This window comes from Tenacibaculum aquimarinum, assembly GCF_022478115.1.
Lineage (GTDB): Bacteria > Bacteroidota > Bacteroidia > Flavobacteriales > Flavobacteriaceae > Polaribacter > Polaribacter aquimarinum_A.
In genome coordinates this window covers 1,032,055-1,054,928 of the sequence record NZ_JAKGSC010000001.1, presented here as the reverse complement: position 1 = coordinate 1,054,928, position 22,874 = coordinate 1,032,055, and the positions used below count along the sequence as shown (strand labels likewise).

Below are 22,874 nucleotides of genomic sequence, written 5' to 3'. Positions count from 1 at the left end.
ATCAATAAACAACCTTAAAAAACATTAACAAAACTCGAAACATCATTCAATAGCAAGTAGGCGCGTTAGCGATTGTAGCCGTTCGAATAACTGTTGATATTCTTAACCTTTTTGTTTTTTTTTTACAAAAAGATATAGCGGAAAGCGCGGGCGGTTTTTGAATTAATTATAGCTAGTTAATACATGAAATAAGATTCTTTATCAAGTTTAGAATAACGTTTAAAAAAACTCGCTAAAAACCGTAACGCACAAAAAAACCGACACTTTCGTATCGGTTTTAATTTTATTGAACTACTGAATTTATTTCAGTTTTTTCTTAACGGCTACTTCTTGGTAAGCTTCAATAACGTCACCTTGTTGTATATCGTTGTATCCTTTTATCTGAACACCACAATCGTACCCTTTTGCAACTTCTTTTACATCGTCTTTAAAACGTTTTAAAGCTTCTAAAGTACCTGTATGAACTACAATACCGTCTCTAATAATTCTAATTAATGAGTTTCTGAATATTTTACCTGACATAACCATACATCCTGCAATATTACCAACTTTAGAGATTTTATAGATTTCTCTAATTTCTACGTTACCGGTAACTTCTTCTTTAATGTCTGGAGATAACATACCTTCCATTGCATCTTTAAGATCGTTAATTGCATCGTAAATAATTGAGTACATTCTAATATCTACTTCTTCTCTATCTGCTATAACTCTAGCGTTTGCTTGTGGTCGAACGTTAAATCCGATTACAATTGCATCTGAAGCTGTTGCTAATAACACATCACTTTCTGTAATGGCTCCAACTCCTTTATGTAAAATATTAACTTGAATTTCTTCTGTTGACAGTTTTTGGAACGAATCTGTTAAGGCTTCTACAGAACCATCTACATCTCCTTTTAAGATAATGTTTAATTCTTTAAAGTCTCCTAATGCAATACGACGACCAATTTCATCTAACGTTAATGTTTTCTGAGTTCTTACAGATTGTTCACGTTGTAATTGAGAACGTTTAGATGCAATTTGTTTTGCTTCTCTTTCGTCTTCAAATACATTGAATTTATCTCCTGCTTGTGGCGCTCCGTCTAAACCAAGTATAGATACTGGTGTTGATGGACCTGCAACTTTAAGTTTATTTCCTTTGTCATCAAACATGGCTTTTACTTTACCACTGTTTTTACCAGCAAGGATATAATCTCCAATTTTTAAAGTTCCGGCTTGTACTAATATTGTTGTAACATAACCTCTACCTTTATCTAATTGCGCTTCTACAACCGCACCAACTGCGTTCTTATTAGGATTAGCTTTTAATTCTAAAATTTCTGCTTCTAATAAAACTTTTTCTAATAACTCCTCAATTCCTTCACCTGTTTTAGCTGAAATATCTTGAGACTGAATGTTTCCACCCCATTCTTCAATTAATAAATTCATTGAAGATAGTTGCGTTTTAACGTTATCTGGATTAGCGTTTGGCTTATCAATTTTATTAATTGCAAATATAATTGGTACTCCTGCTGCTTGAGCATGAGAAATTGCTTCTTTAGTTTGTGGCATTACATCATCATCTGCTGCTGCTACAATAATTACTAAATCTGTTACTTGAGCTCCACGTGCACGCATTGCTGTAAAGGCCTCGTGACCTGGTGTATCTAAAAATGCTATTTTTTGATCTCCTACATTTACAGAGTAAGCTCCAATATGCTGTGTAATTCCTCCAGACTCTCCGTCAACAATATTTGCCTTACGGATGTAATCTAATAATGAAGTTTTACCATGATCTACGTGACCCATAACCGTAATAATTGGCGCACGAGTTACTAAATCTTCTGGTTTATCTTCTACTTCTTCTATTGATTCTTCAACTTCAGCACCTACAAATTCAACTGTATAATTAAATTCTTCTGCTACAATAGTTAAAGTTTCTGCATCTAAACGCTGATTCATTGTTACCATCATTCCTAACATCATACATGAAGAAATAATGTTTGTAACTGGTACATCCATCATTGTTGCAACTTCACTTACCGTAACAAATTCTGTTACTTTAAGTACTTTGCTTTCTAATGCTTGCGCTTCTAATTCTGCTTCTGTTTGTTCTCTGTGAGCATCTCTTTTATCTCTACGATACTTAGCTCCTTTACCTTTCTTAGATTTACCTTGAAGTTTTTCTAAGGTTTCTCTTACTTGTTTTTGAACTTGCTCGTCAGTTAATTCTGCTTTTTGAACTACAGGTCTTCTACCTCTTTGTTGTCCTCCACGAGAACCTCCACTACGGTTTCCTCCTCTATTTCCTCCAGTACTTGGAGTTCTTGTTCCACCAGTTGCTGGCTTAACAATTCTTTTACGCTTCTTCTTATCGTCTCCTGGTCTTACTACCTTTTTCTTCGGTTTCTTCTCAAACTGCTTTAAGTCAATTTTTTGCCCTGTAATCTTAGGACCGTCTAATTTTTTATATTGCGTTTTAAGTTTTTCTGAATTTTCAGGTGTAATTTCTACTTTTGGCTCTTCTTTAACCTCAGGCTCTTTCTTTATAATTCCAGCTACCTTAGGTTTCTCTGTTTTCTGAACCTCTACCTTTTTAGTTTCTTTAACCTCAACCTTTTTTGGAGCTTCCTTTACAGGTTCTACCTCTTTAGAAGTTTCCTTTTTTGGAGCCTCTTTTATAGGTTCTGCAGCTTTAGGAGCTTCTGGTTTTGGTTCAGTTGCTTTTGGAGTCTCCTTAACAGGTTCTTCCTTTTTTGCAGATGGTTTTTTATCTACATCTATTTTTCCGACAGTTTTAATCTCTAACTTAACTGCTTTGGCTTTAAGAACTTCTCTTTTAGCTTCTTCCTCTAAACGTTTTTGTTCTTGTTTAGCTTCCAATTCTAACTTTAGCGCTTCTTTCTCTTTTCTCTTTTCTTCACCAACCTCACGAGATTCTGCTCTTTTACTAGCATCCGTTTGAAAACCATCTAATAGAATTTGATATTCTGCATTAGAGATTTTAGTAGTAGGACGTGCTTCTACATCATGGCCTTTTTGAGCCAAATGTTCCACCGCTCTATCTAAAGAGATATTTAATTCTTTTAAAACTTTGTTAAGTCTTAATTTTTTAACGTCAGACATATACTATTTTTTAGTCTTTTATTTACAAAAAACACACTTTACAAATTAATTGTAGTTATGAATTCTGTTATTATGTTGATTTTTATTTTCTAATGAAAAAAGGAAATAAACACACCCTTTACTATCAATTTAGTCTTCGAACTCTTCTTTTAAAATTCTTTGAACTTCTAAGATTGTTTCCTCTTCTAAATCTGTTCTTTTTACTAATTCGGCAACATTAGTTTCTAAGACCGCTCTTGCAGTATCTAAACCAATTTTCTTGAATTCTACAATTACCCAATCTTCTATTTCATCACCAAACTCTGTTAACTCAACATCTTCTTCTTCTAAACCTTCACGTTGAACGTCTATTTCATATCCTGTTAACTGACTTGCTAATCTGATGTTCACACCGCCACGTCCAATTGCCTTAGACACTTCTTCTGGTTTTAACAACACTTTTACACGTCCTTTTTTACCATCTTTCTCCTCTTCGTATAATTCAATTTCCATTGAAGTTACTTTTGCAGGACTTAAAGCTCTGGCTATGAATAATTGGTCGTTCTTAGTGTAATTAATTACATCTATATTTTCGTTTCCTAACTCACGAACAATACCGTGAATACGAGATCCTTTAACACCAACACAAGCACCAACAGGGTCAATTCTATCATCATAAGAATCTACAGCTACTTTTGCTTTATCTCCTGGTATTCTTGCAACTCCTTCAACAGTAATTAAACCATCAAATACTTCAGGAATTTCTTGCTCAAATAATTTATTTAAAAATACTGGCGATGTTCTTGATAGAATAATTGCAGGTTTATTACCTCTTAACTCTACCGATTTTATTACACCACGAACAGCATCTCCTTTTCTAAAGAAATCTGAACGAATTTGCTCACTTTTTGGCAACACTAATTCATTTCCTTCATCATCTAACATAATAATTGCATTATGACGTATGTGATGAACCTCTGCACTGTACAACTCTCCTTCTAAATCTTTAAATTGCTTAAAGATATTTGTACTATCGTGTTCATGAATTTTAGAAATTAAGTTTTGGCGTAATGCTAAAATTGCTCTTCTTCCTAAATCTATTAACTTAACTTCTTCAGATACATCTTCACCAATTTCAAAATCTGGCTCAATTAATCTTGCTTCCGCTAATTCTATTTCTTCATTATCATCTTCAGAAAAACCATCTGCAACTACAACACGATTTCTCCAGATTTCTAAATCTCCTTTATCAGGGTTAATAATAATATCGAAGTTATCATCTGACCCAAACTTACGTTTTAAAGTGGCACGAAATACTTCTTCTAAAATAGACATAAGTGTAACTCTGTCTATACTTTTATTGTCTTTAAATTCTGAAAACGAATCAATTAATGCTATATTCTCCATTGCATATTCTCTTAAAATATAATTTTTACTCTTGCTTCTTTTATTTCTGAATACAATAGATTTAATGTCTTTTCTACTGTATGCTTACCTTTACCTATTGGTTTAGGCTCTCTTGCTTTCCACGTTAAAACTATTCCATCCTCATCTGCTGAGGCTAAAGTTCCTTCGTATTTATCTTCTGCTGTTACAACTTTAATAATTCTGCCAATATTTTTTTTATATTGACGTAATACTAAAAATGGATGTGCAATATCTGGTGAAGTTACTTCTAAAGAAAAATCTTCTTCCTCTCTATCCAGACTTCCTTCTATACTTCTACTTATTCTAATGCACTCGCTAAGCGGAACACCAGCATCTCCATCTACAACAACCTTAATTTTGCTACTTGCCAAGAAAGCCAACTCTATTAAAAATAAAGATGGATTTTCATCTAACGCTTCTTGCAATAATTTTTTAACTGTATCTTGGTTCATTTTTGATATAAAAAGAGGGGACTTCCGTCCCCTTTCCTTCCTTTTGCCTTAATTTCGGTGCAAATATAGGAAGTAATTTACTAATACACAAGTAGGTTTGTATTTATCTTTTTCGTATATTTAGGTATCTTTTTCACTCTTTTAATACTTTTAATTATGAGAAAAATTTTAGTTCCAGTAGATTTTTCAGTTTCATCTGAATACGCCTCAAAATTAGCTTCAAGAATTGCTAAAAAGTCCGATAGCGAAGTACATTTATTGCACATGGTAGAATTACCTACCGGGATTGTAGATATGGGTGCCGGAAGTAATTTTAGCATTCCAGAAAGCATGTTATACTTACGCAAGGTAAGAGACAAACTATTTCAATATAAAGAAAAATATTTCTCAAAAAACACAGCAATAAAGCATGCAATCCGTTTTCAAAAACCCTACGAAGGCATAGAAGATTATGGAAAAAAAATTGATGCGAATTTAATTGTCATGGGCTCCAAAGGGCATTCTGAATTTGAAGAAATATTAATTGGATCAAATACAGAAAAAGTGGTAAGGAACTCAAAAATACCAGTTCTTGTAGTTAAAAAAGATGAAGAGAAATTTAAGCCAAAAAAGCTGGTTTTTGCATCTAGTTTTAAAAAAGGAAACAAAGAGGCTTTTGAAAAATTTCTTGATTTCGCCGAAAAATTCAACAGTCAAATTCATTTATTAAAAATAAATACACCAAGAAAATTTGAAAGCACTCAAGAAACAAAGAATAAAATAACTGATTTTATAAAAGACTACAACCTACCTAAACACTCCGTAAATGTATATAGCGATTCTTCTATAGAAAAAGGTGTTTTAAATTTTTCTGAAGAAATAAATGCAGACATAATAGCAATGAGCACCCATGGAAGAAGTGGTTTATCTCATTTATTTAATAACAGTGTCACAAAAAGTTTAACCAAGAATGCCTTAAGACCAATATTAACTTTTAGAGTTTAATAATTCTTAAAACTAAAAAAACGCTCACCATTAAGTGAGCGTTTTTTGTTGGCCTACAAGGACTAACGAATACTTTTCTGTATTTCTCTAAATTACTCACACAGCCACACAAACAAAGGGATTTAAAAAATATTCAACAAGGTGAGAAAAAGTAAAACAAGAGTAAACAAGTAAATTACCGACACAAATACCGACACAAATAAATATTTAACTATATTTGGATTGGTTAAAAATCACTATTATATGGCTTCGGTTAAGTTTCTTCTTCGAAACAAGAAAGCAACAAAATCTGTTACTATCTATTACGCTGTAAATCTTGCTGCAAAAAGCAGAATAAGAGGAGCTACAAAACTAAAAATTCATCCAAGATATTGGGACGATAGAAATCAGAAAGTTAGAAATATGAGTGATGTCTCTAACATTAAAGACAACATCAATAAAAAATTATCTGATTTTAAAAGTTTTATTCTAAAGAAAATCACAGAATACAACTCTTACGAAAACGCTGAAATTGAACTACAACTAAAAAAAGATATTAATATATATTTTGGTAAAAAAACTATTGAAAAGAAATTAACATTATATACTTTTTCAAGACAATTTATTGACCAATCAAAAAACAGGATTATAGATAGTACTGGTAGAACACTTTCTATCAGAACAATTAATGAATACGAAAGAACGATAGATTTATTAAAAGATTTTGAAAAAAAATACAACTATTCAATTAGTTTCGAATCCATAAACATGGATTTTTACGGCTTATTTATTGAATACTTAGAAGGTTTAGACTTTTCTTTAAACACAATTGGTAAATTTATTAAACAATTAAAAGTTTTTATGAATGCTGCTACGGAAGAAAATCTAAACACAAATTTAAGCTTTCAAAGTAAACGCTTTATAAAACCTAGTGCAAAATCCACACAAGTTTACTTAAATGAAGTTGAGTTAAAGAAAATTATAGATATTGATTACAGCGACAATCCAACACATAACAATGCGCGTGACTTATTCATTATTGGCGCATATACTGGTTTAAGAGTTTCTGATTTTAATGGGTTAACCAAAAACAATATTCACGAAAGTAATGGCAAGCGCTTTTTTAGAGTAATCGTTAAAAAAACAGGAAAGTATCTACCAATTCCTATTCATCCAATCGTAGAAAATATACTAGAAAAGAATGACGGTAATCCACCTAAAAGGATGCCCGAACAACATATTAATTTAGCTTTAAAAAAGATTGCAGCTAAAGCCAAATTAAACGAAGAAATTACAATAACGAAAACCAAAGGAGGAAAAGAAATTACTGAGACTAAGAAAAAACACCAACTTATATCAAATCATACATCAAGGCGCTCCTTCTGTACCAATGCATATTTTGCAGGTATGCCCACATTAGATATTATGGCAATTAGCGGACATACTTCTGAAAAAGTATTTCTAAATTACATAAGAATTACAGAAGATGAACGCGCTTTAAAAATTTCAGAAAACTCTTTCTTTAAAGTAAAATAGACAATGAACGAGAAATATCTAAACATACTTAAATACAAAAAGTTTAAAAGATTACCAGTAGAAAAGAAAAAAGAAGTCTTAATTCAAAACAATATTTTTGAATTAAGACATGAGCAAACCGAAAATTACGACCTTCCTTTTGGTAAAGACAAACAACTAAGATTATTGAAAGACAAAAACATCACTAGCTTTATTTATCAAGAAAAAGTTTACAATGTATCATCAAATTTCATTGATGAGGTTCAAAATCACTACTACTTAAGCTTCAAAGAATATAAAGAATATTACAATCTAGAATTAAATAAACTAAAAAACATAGTAAGGAAAGTCTATTCACCAAAAGATAAAGTCTTAAAACTTCAAAAAACCTACAACTCCGTAATTGATAAATATGAAGACAGTAACATATTAGATTTTATACAAAACAATAATTTGTATCTTGAGGATAGAGAAGAATTTTTAGAATCAGAATTTAATAATGACCTAGAATTATATGATTTCGATTACATCTTTTATTCTTTAGTATACAAGAACACAGATAATATTTATTCGTATCTATTCGATGATTATAATTGTTTTAATAATTTTTTGTTTTTGTATCATTTATCTCACAGAAACACAACCATGAAACTCAACTTGTATGAGAAAATCTATAGATTATACGAAACGAAAAAGATAATCGAGTACTGTGACTTAGAAATTAAAAAAATTAAAAAAAGCATATCCAAAATTGATATAAATGTAGAAACTGACGAAACAAACAGAGTCACCAAGATTAAAAATAACAACTACTATTCAAAAATATGGATGGATGAGAAATATGAAAAAATGTTTAATGAACTTCTCAAGAATGAAAATGTAATTGACAACGCATCTAACGCTAATGACGGTTTTAAAACAGTTGCAGCAAACTTCTTTAAGATCAAGACCAGGGTTAAAAATTTAATTTTCAAAAAGAGATTAACCAGAATTGAATTTGCAACTTTTCTAAATGAGAAATATAATGCTGGCATATTAATAAAAAAAGGATTCAAAATTGGAAATACTAATCATTTAACTGACGAATACACAACATATGCTGAGAATTTTATATCCAAAAACCCTTAACATTCGATTCACAAAAGGTAGTGTGAACAAAAGTGAAGAAAGGTGAACACAAAGTGAATAAACTAGACTAACATTGTAATCTAATATTGCATTCATAATAAATAGAAAATTATGAATATAAAAACAGTAACTCAAATCCATCATCACACCTCTGATGAAGACTTAATTAAAAGTCTAACAAAAACTATTAAAGAACTTTTCGAAGTTTATTCTGAAAAACTAAAACCTTCAGAACAAATAAACTGGATCACAAGAAAACAAGTTTCAGAAATACTCTCTATTTCTCTTGTCACAGTTGATGATTGGTCAAAGCGATCTATCCTTACCGCCTATCGAATAGGTAATAAAAAAAGATTTAAGCGTAAAGAGGTGGAAAAAGCATTAACTAAAATCAATCACTAATGAAAGATTATAACGCACAAAATAACAAGTTCATTAAGAATGGACTTGTTATTATCGAAAGAATGTTAACTGAAATTGAAAGGTTTAAAATAGATAGAATTACTGATGATATTCTTTTAAGGTTTCTAACTTATTTAATTTCTGAGGTAGAAAAATTAAAAATCATTATTAGCTCTAATCCAAGATTTGAGTGGGTTTTATTACAAGAAGAAATAGATAGACTTTATTCTATGGATAAAAACCTTACAGGTATTAATATTCAATTAAACTGGAAAGATGGAGAAAAAAGAGGTCTTTTAATTCATAATATTAAACCTAGATCGTAATTATGGAGTTCATTCGGGTAGGGACAGATTACTATAAGATATGTAATGTTCCATTATTGAGCGGAGATTTTGTAAAAACTTTAATAAAGTGGACAAAAGGAGAAATAATTACAGATAACGGAAAAGACTTTTTAGAATCTATAAAAAAGTATGATGGTTTTGTAACTATGCCAGATCATTTAAATTATAAAAAAGAAATCAACCTTTTCTATAATCAATATGAAGAAATAAATCATGAACTAAAGCATGGAGAGTTTAAAAAAACAGAAAAGTTTTTAAAACATATTTTTGGAGCTCAATATGAGTTAGGTTTAGATTACTTAAGTATACTTTGGCGACAGCCAATACAGATTTTACCAATTTTGTGTTTGGTTAGTAATTCGAGAAATACTGGTAAGACATCTTTTTTAAACTGGCTAAAGTTGCTTTTTCAAGGTAACATGACAATCAATAAGAATGAAGATTTTAGAAGTCGATTTAATAGTGATTGGGCATCTAAACTAATTATTGCAATTGACGAAGTATTGCTAGATAGAAGAGAAGATAGTGAACGCATTAAAAACCTTTCTACGGCTAATTCTTATAAAATAGAATCTAAAGGTAAAGACAAAGTAGAGTCTAATTTCTTCGGGAAGTTTATTTTGTGTTCCAATAACGAGGAAAATTTTATCCAAATAGATAGCAATGAAATTCGTTATTGGGTTATTAAAGTAAATTCCTTTAAAGAGGAAGATGTTGATATGCTAAAAAAACTCAATCGAGAAATTCCGCAGTTTTTATATTTTTTAAATACACGAAAAATTAAAACGGAAAGAAAAACAAGAATGTGGTTTACAAAACAACAGATTCACACACCAGCTTTGGATAAAGTTGTTAAAGGGAATAAAACATACTTAAGTCAAGAGATAAGAGAAATATTATTAGATGATTTTATAAAATATGAGGTAGATGTTTTAAAATATACAGCAACAGATTTGTTGGAAGAATTTAATAAAGGTTTTAAAACTACAAGGTCTAAAGTTGCAAAAAGCTTAAAAGAAGATTACAACTTAGAGTCTAAAAATGGAAGCTACCAGAAATATTTTTTTTCATTAAATATAGCCCAAAAAAAAATTGTAGATTTTGAAACTAAAAAAGGAAGATACTATGAGTTTAAAAAAGAAGATTTTATCAATGAAGTTGTTGATTGTTGATTAAAGCGTTTAAAGTGTAGTTGATTAGCGCTTTAAGTTTGTAACAGTTGTTCAACAGAGTGTCAACAGAAAAGTTAAATAAACTTGTTGACGCTTTGTTGAATGGCTGTTTTTTATTCTAACTACTACTGGTGTTGAGTTTAAAAGTAGACGTCAACAAAACAACATTATTTTGTCTTACTTTTTGTTTTAAAAATATTGTTTTAGTAAAATGTGTTAATTGTAAGTTTAAATGATTCTTTTTTGTAATAAAAACAACAATACAGTTTTTGCTGTTATGAGTAGTTTAATTGCGTTAAAAGTCATATTCAAGACTGTTGCTGATTAAAACAATTCTGTTGAATTGTTGTTTTTTTTTAAATAAAATTCAACAATATTTATCAGCTTAATAATTTATACTATGAATGCAAATACTGTTTTTAAAATAGCAAAAGTTCTCTCAAGAAAAGAAAAAAAAAGGTTATTTAAACTGCTTAAAAATGAATCAGACTTCAACCAAAAAATTAAAAGAACTAGCAGTTCAAAGAAGAAAATAGCATCTGATATTGAATCTCAAAACTTTTTACTTAAAACTGTTTTTAAAGTTAACCCAACTCTGTTTAAATAAAAAAACCACAATACTAACTACTTTTAGTATTGCAATTCTGCAACACCAAGTATTGCAAAGATTTTTTAGTTATTACCAACCCAGTCTCTTTCATAGCTTTTTTTTTAATAGATATTTTAGAAGTATTGCGGTATTGTAAATCTTATTGCAAAGTTAATTAACAGAATTTCTAAAACTATTTAATATTATAATTCTCTCACAAAATTTGTTGGAGGTTTTTTATTGTGTATTTTTAACAAAAAAATGCTTCTTCAATAATTTTTTATTCAAGAACAACCAAATTGAATAATTGTATTTAGACAATTTTCTATTTGAAAACCAACTTATATTTAATATTAACTTACTAATGGCTAAAAAAGCAACAGCTAAAAAGCAAAAGTCTATAGAAGAAACTTTATGGGATTCTGCTAATAAACTTAGAGGAACTGTAGAAAGTTCAGAATACAAACACGTAGTACTTGGCTTAATATTCTTAAAATTCGCAAGTGACAAATTTCAGAAACGTCGTCAAGAAATTATAGACGATGGTAAAGAAAAGTTTGTTGACATGGTTGAATTCTACACGCAAAAAAATGTATTCTATTTAACCGAAGAGTCGCGTTGGAGCTACATCATCGCCAATGCCAAACAAGACGATATTGCCTTAAAAATAGATACCGCTTTATATACCGTAGAAAAAAACAATCCATCGCTTAAAGGTGCATTGCCAGACAACTATTTTTCACGTTTAAATATGGATGTTAGTAAACTAGCTGCTTTACTAGATACCATAAACAATATAGACACCCTAAAAGACCAACAACAAGATATTGTTGGGCGAGTGTACGAGTACTTTTTAAGCAAGTTTGCCATTGCAGAAGGAAAAGGAAAAGGCGAATTCTACACACCTAAAAGTATTGTAAACCTTATTGCAGAGTTAATAGAACCATACAAAGGTAAAATTTACGATCCTGCATGTGGTTCTGGTGGGATGTTTGTGCAGTCTATGAAATTTATAGACAGCCACAACGGTAACAAAAAAGACGTTTCTATTTATGGGCAAGAATACACAGCTACCACCTACAAGTTAGCAAAAATGAACCTTGCCATACGTGGTATTTCTGCCAATTTAGGCGATGTGCCAGCAGATACCTTTGCCAAAGACCAACACCCAGATTTAAAGGCAGATTATATTATGGCAAATCCACCTTTTAACCAAAAAGCATGGAGAGCTACAGACGAGTTACTAGACGATCCACGTTGGAGAGGTTACGATGTGCCACAAACAGGAAATGCAAATTATGGTTGGATTCTTAATATGGTATCTAAACTCTCAGAAAACGGAGTGGCAGGTTTTATATTAGCCAATGGTGCATTATCTGGTGGCGGAACCGAATACGAGATACGTAAAAAACTGATTGAAAATAAATTGGTAGAAGCTATTTTAGTTTTACCTCAAAAGATGTTTTATACTACTGATATTTCTGTAACACTTTGGATTTTAAATAATAATAAAAAAGAAAGAACGGTTACAATTAATGGTGTTGAAAAACAATATCGTAATCGTGAAGATGAAACGCTTTTTATTGATTTACGAAAAGTAGGAATACCATTTGAAAAGAAATACATTCAATTTTCTGGTGAAGAAATAGATAAAATATCTTCAACTTATCACAATTGGCAACAAACTTCTTTTGAAGATGATTATGAAAATATTGGCGAGTTTTGTCATTCTGCAACTATTGAAGATTTACGTAAAAAAGATTACTCTTTAGTACCAAGTAAGTACATTGAGTTTGTAAACAGAGATGAGAACATCAATTTTGATGAAAAGATGTCAACATTACAAGTTGATTTTGCAGACTTGTTAAAAGCTGAAGCACAATCTAAAACCGAATTGTTAAATGTGTTTAAAGAGTTAGGCTATGAAATCGAATTATAAGCCACTTGGTAATTACATAAAGCAGATAAAAAAGAAAAACACAGATGGTTCAGTTTCTGTATTAAAAGGGATTCGTATTAACAAAGAATTTATGGAATCTGTAGCTAATATTCAAGGCACAGATTTATCAAGATATAGAGTTGTAGAAAAACATCAATTTGCTTACAATCCAATGCACGTTGGTCGCGACGAGATTTTACCCATAAGTGTATTGTTAGAAGACGACCCAATAATTGTTTCACCAGCTTATGTGGTTTTTGAAATTTTAGACCATAACATTTTAGATCCAGAGTATTTAATGATGTGGTGCAGACGTTCAGAGTTTGATAGAAATGTTTGGTTTACCACAGATAGTAGTGTTCGTGGTGGTTTTAGTTGGGAATCTTTATGCGAGTTAGAACTACCAATTCCATCCATAGAAAAACAACGTGAAATAGTTAAAGAATACAACACCATTGTAAATCGTATTAAACTAAACGAAACCCTAAACCAAAAACTAGAAGACACTGCACAAGCTTTGTATAAACATTGGTTTGTGGATTTCGAGTTTCCTAATGCAGATGGTAAACCTTATAAATCTTCTGGTGGTGAAATGGTGTATAATGAGGAGTTGGATTTGGAGATTCCTGAGGGTTGGGAAGTACTACCAATTGAAAATTTATTTTCAGTAAAAGATGGTACACATGATTCGCCTAAACCAGTAAAAAAAGGAATGCCACTAGTTACATCAACTCATTTGAAGCCTTTTGATATAGCAATTCAAGATACGTACAATATTTCAGAAGAAGATTATAATCAAATTAATAGAAGAAGTCAGGTTGAACAATTTGATATACTTTTTAGTATGATTGGTACAGTAGGATTAATACATTTTGTTCAGATGTCGAATGTTCAATTTGCAATAAAAAATGTTGGTCTTTTTAAATGCTCTGAAAAACGGGAATTAGCAGAATATGTTCTGTGTTATTTAAAAGGTAATAACTGTTTAGAATATATAAAAAGTAGTATGGCTGGAAGTACTCAGAATTATGTAACTCTATCTACTTTAAGAAACATTCCATTTTTAGAACCTAAAAAAGAATTTCTAAAAGCATTTAATTTAAAGATTCAACCATTAGTTAATGGAATATATATAATTGTCAATGAAAATCAACTTTTAGAAAATACCAAAAGTCTAATTCTATCCAAAATGTCAAAAGTAGAAACAAATACAGTCGTAGTTTAAATATGGTTTCTAACACTAAAATTAATAAGATAGGAGATGCTATTGCAGCAAGAGGTGGAGAGATAACACCAGAAGAATTAGAACTTTTACAAGAGTTTAGAACCTCTTTTTCTAAACCATTAGTGAATGTGTTTAATAAGATGCGAGACTTGGCAGATACAGTGCATCCTTCTAGTATTCTTGCATTTAGATTAAAACGTATAGATACCATTATTAATAAACTTCCTAGAGAGAAAGGAATGGATTTAAGTAGAATGGGAGATATTGGTGGCATACGCTGTATTTTCTATAATGATGCAGAAGTCTATAAAGCCAAAGAATTAATTGAAAATGCTTTTGAAACAGGTGGAAAAACCAGAGATTATATAAACGATAGAAAACGAGATATTGGTTATAAAGGCATACACGTTTATGTTAAAGACCCAATTTCTAAACGTCGTATAGAAATACAACTACGTACAATAGACCATCATAATTGGGCTACACTTATAGAAATTACAGATTTATTATATGGCTTAAGGTTAAAAGAACTCGGTTTTAAATCCGATGAAAAATTCGGGAAGTTTCACGCTTTAATGTCTAGCGATAAACAACTAAATAAAGAAGAAGCCAACTTAATATATGAAGTATTAGCAGAGCGAGATTTTATATCTGTTTTAAGTAAAACCTTCAGAAAAAACAATGCAGAAGTTAAAAAACGATGGGCAAGTGAGGATAAGAATAATTCGTTCTTTTTAATTGAAGCTTCTAAAACAGAGATACCAACTTTAAAATCATTTAAAACTTTTGATGAAGCTGAGCAAGCTTATTTTGAGAGGTATAAAGAAAACCAATCTGCCGAAATAGTTTTAACCTCCATTAAAAAACCAAATTTTAAGCAGATAAGTGTAGCTTATGCGAATTACATACTGTCTTATCACACGTTTACTAGTGACATTACACCCATTATTCAAGAGCTAGCAAAAGAAGCTTTAGAGGATAAAAAAATTTTAAAATTTAAAAAGATTTTTAAAACCTACGAAGATTTAGTTGCTAATCTAATTCTAGATATAATAGCAGAAAGCGCAGATCTTGTACTTAATAAAATGGAAAGAAATAGAGTGGTTATTGGTAGAACCAAAAAAATGGACAAGTTGCAAGAAAGACAATTAGCCAAAAAAATACAGTTAAAAGTAAGTGACTTTAAAAGATCACATGATAATTTTATTATAGAACTTGAAAATTATATACCAAAGTATTTCCTTAGAAAAAGAATTGTAGAAAATTTTTTAAAGAAACATAATAATAGAATTCAAAAAATCATGAAAAGCAAGCAAGTTGAGTTTGTAAATTTAATAAAGGAATAAATGACAAACACTAATATAGAAAACTTACAAACCTTTCTCAGCCAAAACGAAATACCAAAAATAAAGGGCAAACCAAAAACCTTTTTAGGTATTGCCAAACAACCACATTACGAAAATGTAGTTTCGAATATTTATGCTTTCTTTTTTAATGCGTACGAAGAGCATAACTTTAAAGATTTATTTATAAAAAGTTTATTAGAGTTAATATCCAAAACTAAATTAGGCAAAGAAAATATTATTCTAACAAACACTTTTTCTAATTTCGAAATCATAACAGAGTTTTCTACACTTGATGGAGGTAGAATAGATTTATTATTAACTAGCCCTGAAAACTCTATTATTATTGAGAATAAAGTATATCATCATCTAGATAATGATTTAGATGATTATTGGAGTAGCGTGCAAAGTGAAAACAAAGTTGGTGTTATTTTATCCTTACATAATATTTCAAGAAGTAATTATTCAGAATATAAAAACGCTTCTAATTACATCTGTATTACACACAAAAAATTACTAGAGCAGGTTCAAAAAAATATGGGTTTTTATTTACTGCAAGCAAATGATAAATACACCGTATTTTTAAAAGATTTTATTCAAAATATGATGAATTTAAGTACTACTGTTATGACTGAAAAAGAAATAGATTTTTATTATAATTTTCAAGAGAAAATTAGAGAAACAAAAGCATTTAGCGAAGGTGTAGAAAACCATGTAAAGGCAGAAATAGAAAAAGCAGGGAATATTTTAAATGGTGTTACTTTAACCAGTCCAAGATCTAATTCGAACATGAATAGTAGAATTCGATGTTTTATTTCTCAGAAGAATAAAAACTTAATGTTTACAATTGGGTTTGATCATTTACTAACAGGTGCTAATAAATTATTTTTAATAGTAGAGCTTCAAAATGAAGCTTTAATTAATAGAGAGAAATACAAAGAAATAGATTTTACTGAGGACGAGTTGCAAGTTTCTTTCTCTGAAAACTTTACTTCAACAAATTATAATTGGTCGCACTTTGCTACAAAAGAATATATTTTACAGGCAAACGATATTCACCAATTATCAAGTTTTATTTTAAATAAATTAGAAGAAGATCATTTTTTATCTATTTTTAAAAAAGTTGAGATATTTTTAGAAAAAGAAAAGTAAAAAAAGAGATAAAAGGTGAAAGAGATAAAAGAATTACTAGCTATAACAAAAAGATTAAGAGAAAAATACAAACTACAAAAAAAGAACTTTACTCTTGATGGAAAGTTGGTTGGAGATATTGGTGAAGTTTTAGTGTCAGAAAAATATGGTATTGAACTGTATTCAGATAATTTTATAACCCATGATGGTTTTGAAATTGCTACTGATAGAAAAGTGCAAATAAAAGCATCCTTTCATGGTTATAGTTATTTTCCAGATTTTCCAATTCCAGATTATTTTATTAGCGTAAATATCTTAGAAAATGGTGAGTTAGAAGAATTGTTTAATGGCCCTGGTCAATTTATTGTTGATGAGTATATTGTAAAACGAGGTTTAAAAAAGCAAAAAGAATATACGTTGTCAAAAAACATATTAAAAGATTTGAGTGAGAAAGTGCCTTTAAAAGATAAAAGAAATAGAGTTAACAAAAAAGCTATAAGAAATGAAAGCAAACGAACTACCAATAAATAATTTTTTACAAGCAGCTAATGTGCAATTTGTTATACCTGTTTATCAACGAAATTACGATTGGAGTACTAAAGAGTGTAGTGAGCTAATAAATGATATTGTTGCAGTACAAACAGACCAAAGAGGCACACATTTTATTGGTAGTATAGTTTTTATACATGAAGGTATTTATAGTACTAGCGAAGTAAAAGAATTGGTAATTATAGATGGACAACAACGTTTAACAACTATTAATATACTATACGTTGCTTTATACAGATTTGCGAAAGAGAATAATTTAAACAGTGAAGCAGATCGACTTTACAATATGTTTTTAACCAACCAATATGTAGAGCAAGAATCGAGCAAATTAAAACTAAAGCAAACAGACCAAAACTCATTAGCATTTAAATCAATAATGAATGCAACAGAGAATGAGTTCGGTGGCTACTCTAACGTAATTGAAAACTATAATTTCTTTAGATCGATAATAACAATAGATAATTTTGAGATTATTAAAAATGGTTTAAAAAGACTAATTTTTGTAGAAATTTCTCTAGAAAGAGACAAAGACGATCCGCAACGTATTTTTGAAAGTTTAAACTCTACTGGTTTAGAATTGTCACAATCAGATTTAATCAGAAACTTTATTTTAATGGATTTAGAGCCAAAAGACCAATCTCGTATTTTTGAGCAAATCTGGAATCCAATTGAAGAAAACGCGAAAGATTTAGTCAAGCAAAAATCAATGGTTTCAGATTATATTAGAGATTACTTGACACTGAAAAGTAAAAAAATACCTAATAAAAATAAAGTGTATGCAGAATTTAAAAAACTGTATAAAAACAAAAAGAGTGAAATATACCAACAAGAATTAGAGAATATAAAATCATTATCTGCACATTATAAAAGATTTATAAATCCAAGTTATGTTTCAGATTCAGAAATAAAAAAAGAGTTAGAATATATAAGTCGTTTGGAAATTAATGTGGCTTTTCCGTTTTTACTTCAAGTTTTTGAAGATAAGGAGAATGGTATTATAGATAAAATTGAATTGGTTAAAATTCTAAAACTTATTCAAAGTTATACTTGGCGTAGATTTATTGTGGGATTACCAACAAATGCATTAAACAAAATATTTATGTCGTTATATGCAGATGTAGATACCGAAAACTATTACGATTCTATTGAAATTTCTTTACTAAAGAAAAAAGGAAGTTCTAAGTTTCCAACAAATGAAGATTTAAGAACTGCCTTAAAAGATAAAGATTTATATAATATTCAAGCAAAGAATAGAAAGTATATGTTTGAAATGATTGAGAATTTTAACAATCGAGAATATGTAGATACTTCAAATGAAAATATTACTATAGAACACATCTTTCCGAGAAATCCACATGTAAAATGGAATACAGAATTAAAACCAGAAGATTATTTTGAGTTTAAAGAAAAGCGTTTAAATACAATAGGTAATTTAACTTTATCTGGCAATAATGGAGCTTTAAGCAACAAAGCATTTTCAGAGAAGCAGACCATGAATATTGATGGTAAAGAACAAGGTTATGAGTTCAGTCGTCTTTGGTTAAACACCTATTTAAAAAGCATAGATAATTGGACTATTGAAAAATATAATGAACGATTTGAAATTATATACGAACGTTTTTTACAAATTTGGGAATATCCAAAAGTGATAATCCCTGAAACAAATAGCAATACAGAACAAAATATTTTTGTTGCAGATAGTCCAACAAACAAGAAGTTAGAATATTTTATTTTTGAAGATAATAAGGTCGAAGAAAGCCATATTGCAGGAATGTATGATCATGTTATAAAAAGTCTTTTCAAGAAGAATACACAACTACTAATTAATAATCAAGACATCTTAAAAATTTCAAAAAATGAAGATGATTTTAGAGCTTCTGGAGAAGTTTTAAATGGTTATTTTATAGAATATAATGTAGAAAGTCGCTCGAAATTTAATATTCTAAAAAGGCTTTTAACACTTTTTGAGTTAGAAGACGAATTAATCCTAAAATATAAAAGTGAAGATATTGAACCTAGTAGATTTTCAATTAGAAAAAAGTATTGGCAACAACTACTACCGCTAATAGAAAACACGAATCTATTTTCTAACATAAGTCCTTCTAAAGACAATTGGATAAGTGCTGGAGCTGGAATAAGTGGAGTTTCTTTTATGTTATCCGTAACAGGTTACTATGTTAGAATTGAGCTCAATATTTCTTCTTCAAACAAAGAGAGAAATAAACAGTATTTTAATCAATTATTAAAAGATAAAAACGCAATTGAAGATTCTTTTGGAAACGAATTAATTTGGAATGAATTTTTAGAACATAAAATGAGTAGAATTAAATTCGAAATGCAAAACGTAAATTTATTCGAACAAGATGATTGGGATAAAATGAATAATTTTATCATTAGTAATTTATCTAAATTTGAAGAGGCTTTTAAAACAACAATTTCTAAATTGAATTAAAAATCAATAAAATGAAAAAATTCACAGAAGCAGAATTAGAAAACGTTTTTATTGAGTTGCTAGGCAATGAAGGTATTCCGCATACTTTAGGAAATACTATTGAACGCAAACAGAACGAGGTGCTTATTAAAGCAGATATAAAAAACTATTTGCAAAGCCAATACAAAAATGAGAACATAACTGATAATGAAATTAAAAGTATCATTAGAAAGTTAGAAATCTTTAGCGCTTCAGATCTGTATGAATCTAACAAACAAATAATAAAATTGGTTTGTAATGGGTTTCAGTTAGAGCGAGAAGACCGTTCTAAAAAGGACTTATATATTCATTTATTAGATTACTCAGAATTAGATAATAACATTTATAAAATTGTAAATCAGTTAGAGATTTACGGTTATGAAAAACGTATTCCAGATGGTATTCTATACATTAATGGCTTGCCGTTAGTTGTTATGGAATTTAAAAGTGCTATTCGTGAAAATGCAACTTTACACGATGCATATGTACAATTAACTACAAGATACAAAAGAGACATTCCTGAGTTGTTTAAATACAATGCATTCTGTGTTATTAGTGATAGTGTAAATAGTAAAATGGGCTCATTTTTTGCCAATTACGAGTTTTATTATGCCTGGAGAAAAGTATTTGGTTTTGATAAAGAAGTAGATGGTATCAATTCTATGTATACTATGATACAAGGGTTGTTTAATAAAAACAGGTTACGTGAAGTTATTCATAACTTTATTTACTTTCCAGATAGCAACAAACACGATTTAAAAATTGTATGTCGTTATCCGCAATACTATGCCGCAACAAAACTGTTGGAAAACATAAAACTACACCAGAAACCAGATGGAGACGGAAAAGGTGGTACTTACTTTGGAGCAACTGGTTGTGGTAAAAGTTACACCATGTTATTTTTATCTAGGCTTTTAATGCGAAGTCCACATTTTAAAAGCCCAACAATTATAATTATAACTGACAGAACCGATTTAGATGACCAACTTTCTAGCCAATTTACAAACGCAAAGGGATATATTGGAGACAACACTATTGTAAGTGTAGAAAGTAGAAAAGAATTAAAAAAACTACTAAAAAACAGAAAAAGTGGTGGTGTATTTCTTACAACGATTCACAAATTTACTGAAGACTTAGAATTACTAACTGAAAGAACAAATGTTATTTGTATTTCGGACGAAGCCCACAGAAGTCAAATAAACTTAGATCAAAAAGTTACCGTAACAGAAGATGGTGTTAAAAAAACGTATGGTTTTGCTAAGTACTTACACGACTCTTTACCAAATGCAACTTATGTAGGTTTTACAGGAACTCCAATTGATGCAACTTTAAGTGTTTTTGGAGACATTATAGATTCTTACACCATGACAGAATCTGAAAAGGATGAAATTACTGTTCGTATTGTGTATGAAGGTCGTGCAGCTAAAGTTGTGTTAGAAAATAGCAAACTTAAAGAAATAGAAGAGTATTATAAGCAATGTGCAGATGAAGGTGCAAATGATTATCAAATAGAGGAAAGTAAAAAAGCATCTGCCAATATGAATGCTATAATTGGCGATCCAGATAGATTAAAAGCCATAGCTAAAGATTTTGTAAAACATTATGAAACTAGAATTGAAGAAGGTGCAACTATAAAAGGCAAAGCATTATTTGTTTGTAGTTCTAGACCAATTGCATTTAATCTATATCAAGAAATTGTTGCTTTACGTCCTGAGTGGACAGTTGTAAAAGCTTTTGAAGAAGGTTCTGAACTGACAGATAAAGAAAAGAAGGAAATCAAACCTATGGAGCGCATTAAGATGATTATGACGCGTGGTAAAGATGATCCTAAAGCAATGTATGATCTGTTAGGCACAAAAGATGACCGAAAAGAATTGGACAGGCAATTTAAAAACGAAAAGTCCAACTTTAAAATTGCAATTGTTGTTGATATGTGGCTAACTGGTTTCGATGTTCCTTTTCTGGACACCATGTATATTGATAAACCTATTCAACAACATAATTTAATTCAAACAATCTCAAGAGTAAACAGAAAATATAAATCTAAAGACAAAGGGTTAGTAGTAGATTATATCGGGTTTAAAAAACAAATGAATTTAGCATTAAAACAATACTCTGCTGTTGATGGTCAGAATTTTGAAGATATTCAAACCTCAATAGTTGTTGTTAAAGATCAGTTAGATTTATTAGCAAAATTGTTTCATAAATTTAATGATTCAGATTATTTTTCTGGTATCGGTATTAAACAACTAGATTGTTTAAATAAAGGTGCTGAATTTGTTCAACTAACAAAAAATATTGAAACACGTTTTATGAATATTGTTAAGCGCTTAAAAGCTGCTTATGATATTTGTTGTGGTGCTGAAGCGTTTACAAACCTTCAAAAAGATTATATACACTTTTATTTAGCTATTCGCTCTATTGTTTTTAAACTTACTAAAGGCAATGCTCCAGATATGGCGCAAATGAATGCTAAGGTTAGAGATATGATCAAAGAAGCTTTGCTTAGTGATGGTGTAGAGGAAATTTTTAAACTAGGAGAAGAAAAACAAAATGAAATAGATATTTTTGATGAAGCCTACTTAGCTAAAATTGAAAAGATAAAACTTCCAAACACAAAAATAAAACTGTTGCAACAACTGCTATTAAAAGCAATTGATGAACTAAAGAAAACTAACAAAATTCAAGGAATAGATTTCTCTAAAAAGTTTAAATCTATAGTAGAAAGATATAATGAACGCAGTGAGCAAGATATTTTAAACAGCAATGTTTTAGAGGATTTTACAGATGAAATAATTGATTTATACCACGAGTTAAGAAAAGAAAAAGATTCCTTTTCAGAAATGGGTATTGATTTCGAAGAAAAGGCATTCTATGATATTTTAAAAGCAATTGCTCATAAATATGATTTTTCTTACCCTGATGACAAACTTATACATCTTGCTAAAGAAGTTAAAAAAGTTGTTGATGACAAAGCTAAATATACAGACTGGAACCATCGTGATGATATAAAAGCAGAACTAAAAGTTGATTTAATCATCCTTTTAGCGGAAAACGACTACCCTCCTATTACTAAAGATGAAGTTTTTAAAGAGATTTTTGAGCAAGCAGAAAATTTTAAGAAGTATAATTAAAACTGA

The 22,874-nt window shown here is 29.8% G+C and carries 16 protein-coding genes; 13 read left to right on the top strand and 3 right to left on the bottom strand.

Annotation, left to right across the window (positions count from 1 at the left end):
- Nucleotides 1-300 precede the first annotated feature (300 nt).
- The 3 genes from infB to rimP form a co-directional block, all read right to left on the bottom strand.
- Nucleotides 301-3,102 (bottom strand): translation initiation factor IF-2, encoded by a 2,802-nt coding sequence (gene infB, locus L1S33_RS04945; RefSeq protein ID WP_240561460.1) that lies wholly within the window; start codon nucleotides 3,100-3,102, stop codon nucleotides 301-303.
- Between the two features lie 129 nt (nucleotides 3,103-3,231).
- Nucleotides 3,232-4,488, bottom strand: a complete 1,257-nt coding sequence (gene nusA / locus L1S33_RS04940; protein WP_240550660.1) for a transcription termination factor NusA — start codon at nucleotides 4,486-4,488, stop codon at nucleotides 3,232-3,234.
- A gap of 11 nt (nucleotides 4,489-4,499) precedes the next feature.
- Complete coding sequence (gene rimP, locus L1S33_RS04935; RefSeq protein ID WP_240550661.1) at nucleotides 4,500-4,961, bottom strand: ribosome assembly cofactor RimP; 462 nt, start codon at nucleotides 4,959-4,961, stop codon at nucleotides 4,500-4,502.
- 156 nt (nucleotides 4,962-5,117) lie between these two features.
- Here rimP and L1S33_RS04930 point away from each other — a divergent pair, with 156 nt between their 5' ends.
- From L1S33_RS04930 to L1S33_RS04870, 13 genes are all read left to right on the top strand, one after another.
- Nucleotides 5,118-5,945 carry a universal stress protein gene (locus tag L1S33_RS04930; protein WP_240561459.1) on the top strand — a complete coding sequence of 276 codons (828 nt, stop codon included), beginning with the start codon at nucleotides 5,118-5,120 and terminating at the stop codon, nucleotides 5,943-5,945.
- Between the two features lie 243 nt (nucleotides 5,946-6,188).
- Complete coding sequence (locus L1S33_RS04925) at nucleotides 6,189-7,460, top strand: site-specific integrase (RefSeq protein WP_240561458.1); 1,272 nt, start codon at nucleotides 6,189-6,191, stop codon at nucleotides 7,458-7,460.
- Between the two features lie 3 nt (nucleotides 7,461-7,463).
- Nucleotides 7,464-8,567, top strand: coding sequence for a hypothetical protein (locus L1S33_RS04920; protein ID WP_240561457.1), 1,104 nt, complete (start codon nucleotides 7,464-7,466; stop codon nucleotides 8,565-8,567).
- 111 nt (nucleotides 8,568-8,678) lie between these two features.
- Nucleotides 8,679-8,969, top strand: coding sequence for a helix-turn-helix domain-containing protein (locus L1S33_RS04915; RefSeq protein ID WP_240561456.1), 291 nt, complete (start codon nucleotides 8,679-8,681; stop codon nucleotides 8,967-8,969).
- Nucleotides 8,969-9,295, top strand: a complete 327-nt coding sequence (locus L1S33_RS04910) for a hypothetical protein (RefSeq protein ID WP_240561455.1) — start codon at nucleotides 8,969-8,971, stop codon at nucleotides 9,293-9,295. Before L1S33_RS04915 ends, L1S33_RS04910 begins: the two co-directional genes overlap by 1 nt.
- A 2-nt stretch (nucleotides 9,296-9,297) precedes the next feature.
- A complete protein-coding gene (locus L1S33_RS04905) occupies nucleotides 9,298-10,488 on the top strand; it encodes a primase-helicase family protein (protein ID WP_240561454.1) in 1,191 nt (396 codons plus the stop codon).
- A gap of 953 nt (nucleotides 10,489-11,441) precedes the next feature.
- Nucleotides 11,442-13,016, top strand: a complete 1,575-nt coding sequence (locus L1S33_RS04900) for a type I restriction-modification system subunit M (RefSeq protein WP_240561453.1) — start codon at nucleotides 11,442-11,444, stop codon at nucleotides 13,014-13,016.
- Entirely contained in the window at nucleotides 13,000-14,241 is a 1,242-nt protein-coding gene (locus L1S33_RS04895) for a restriction endonuclease subunit S (protein WP_240561452.1), read from the top strand. Before L1S33_RS04900 ends, L1S33_RS04895 begins: the two co-directional genes overlap by 17 nt.
- 2 nt (nucleotides 14,242-14,243) lie before the next feature.
- Nucleotides 14,244-15,587: a nucleotidyltransferase family protein gene (locus L1S33_RS04890; RefSeq protein ID WP_240561451.1), complete on the top strand. Its 1,344-nt coding sequence runs from the start codon at nucleotides 14,244-14,246 to the stop codon at nucleotides 15,585-15,587.
- The gene (locus L1S33_RS04885; protein ID WP_240561450.1) at nucleotides 15,588-16,736 is read left to right on the top strand and encodes a PD-(D/E)XK nuclease family protein; all 1,149 of its coding nucleotides are present in this window, start codon (nucleotides 15,588-15,590) and stop codon (nucleotides 16,734-16,736) included. It abuts the gene before it with no gap.
- A 15-nt stretch (nucleotides 16,737-16,751) separates the two neighbouring features.
- Nucleotides 16,752-17,246 carry a DUF6998 domain-containing protein gene (locus tag L1S33_RS04880; RefSeq protein WP_240561449.1) on the top strand — a complete coding sequence of 165 codons (495 nt, stop codon included), beginning with the start codon at nucleotides 16,752-16,754 and terminating at the stop codon, nucleotides 17,244-17,246.
- Entirely contained in the window at nucleotides 17,218-19,716 is a 2,499-nt protein-coding gene (locus L1S33_RS04875) for a DUF4268 domain-containing protein (protein WP_240561448.1), read from the top strand. Before L1S33_RS04880 ends, L1S33_RS04875 begins: the two co-directional genes overlap by 29 nt.
- Before the next feature lie 11 nt (nucleotides 19,717-19,727).
- The gene (locus L1S33_RS04870) at nucleotides 19,728-22,868 is read left to right on the top strand and encodes a type I restriction endonuclease subunit R (protein ID WP_240561447.1); all 3,141 of its coding nucleotides are present in this window, start codon (nucleotides 19,728-19,730) and stop codon (nucleotides 22,866-22,868) included.
- Nucleotides 22,869-22,874: the final 6 nt, after the last annotated feature.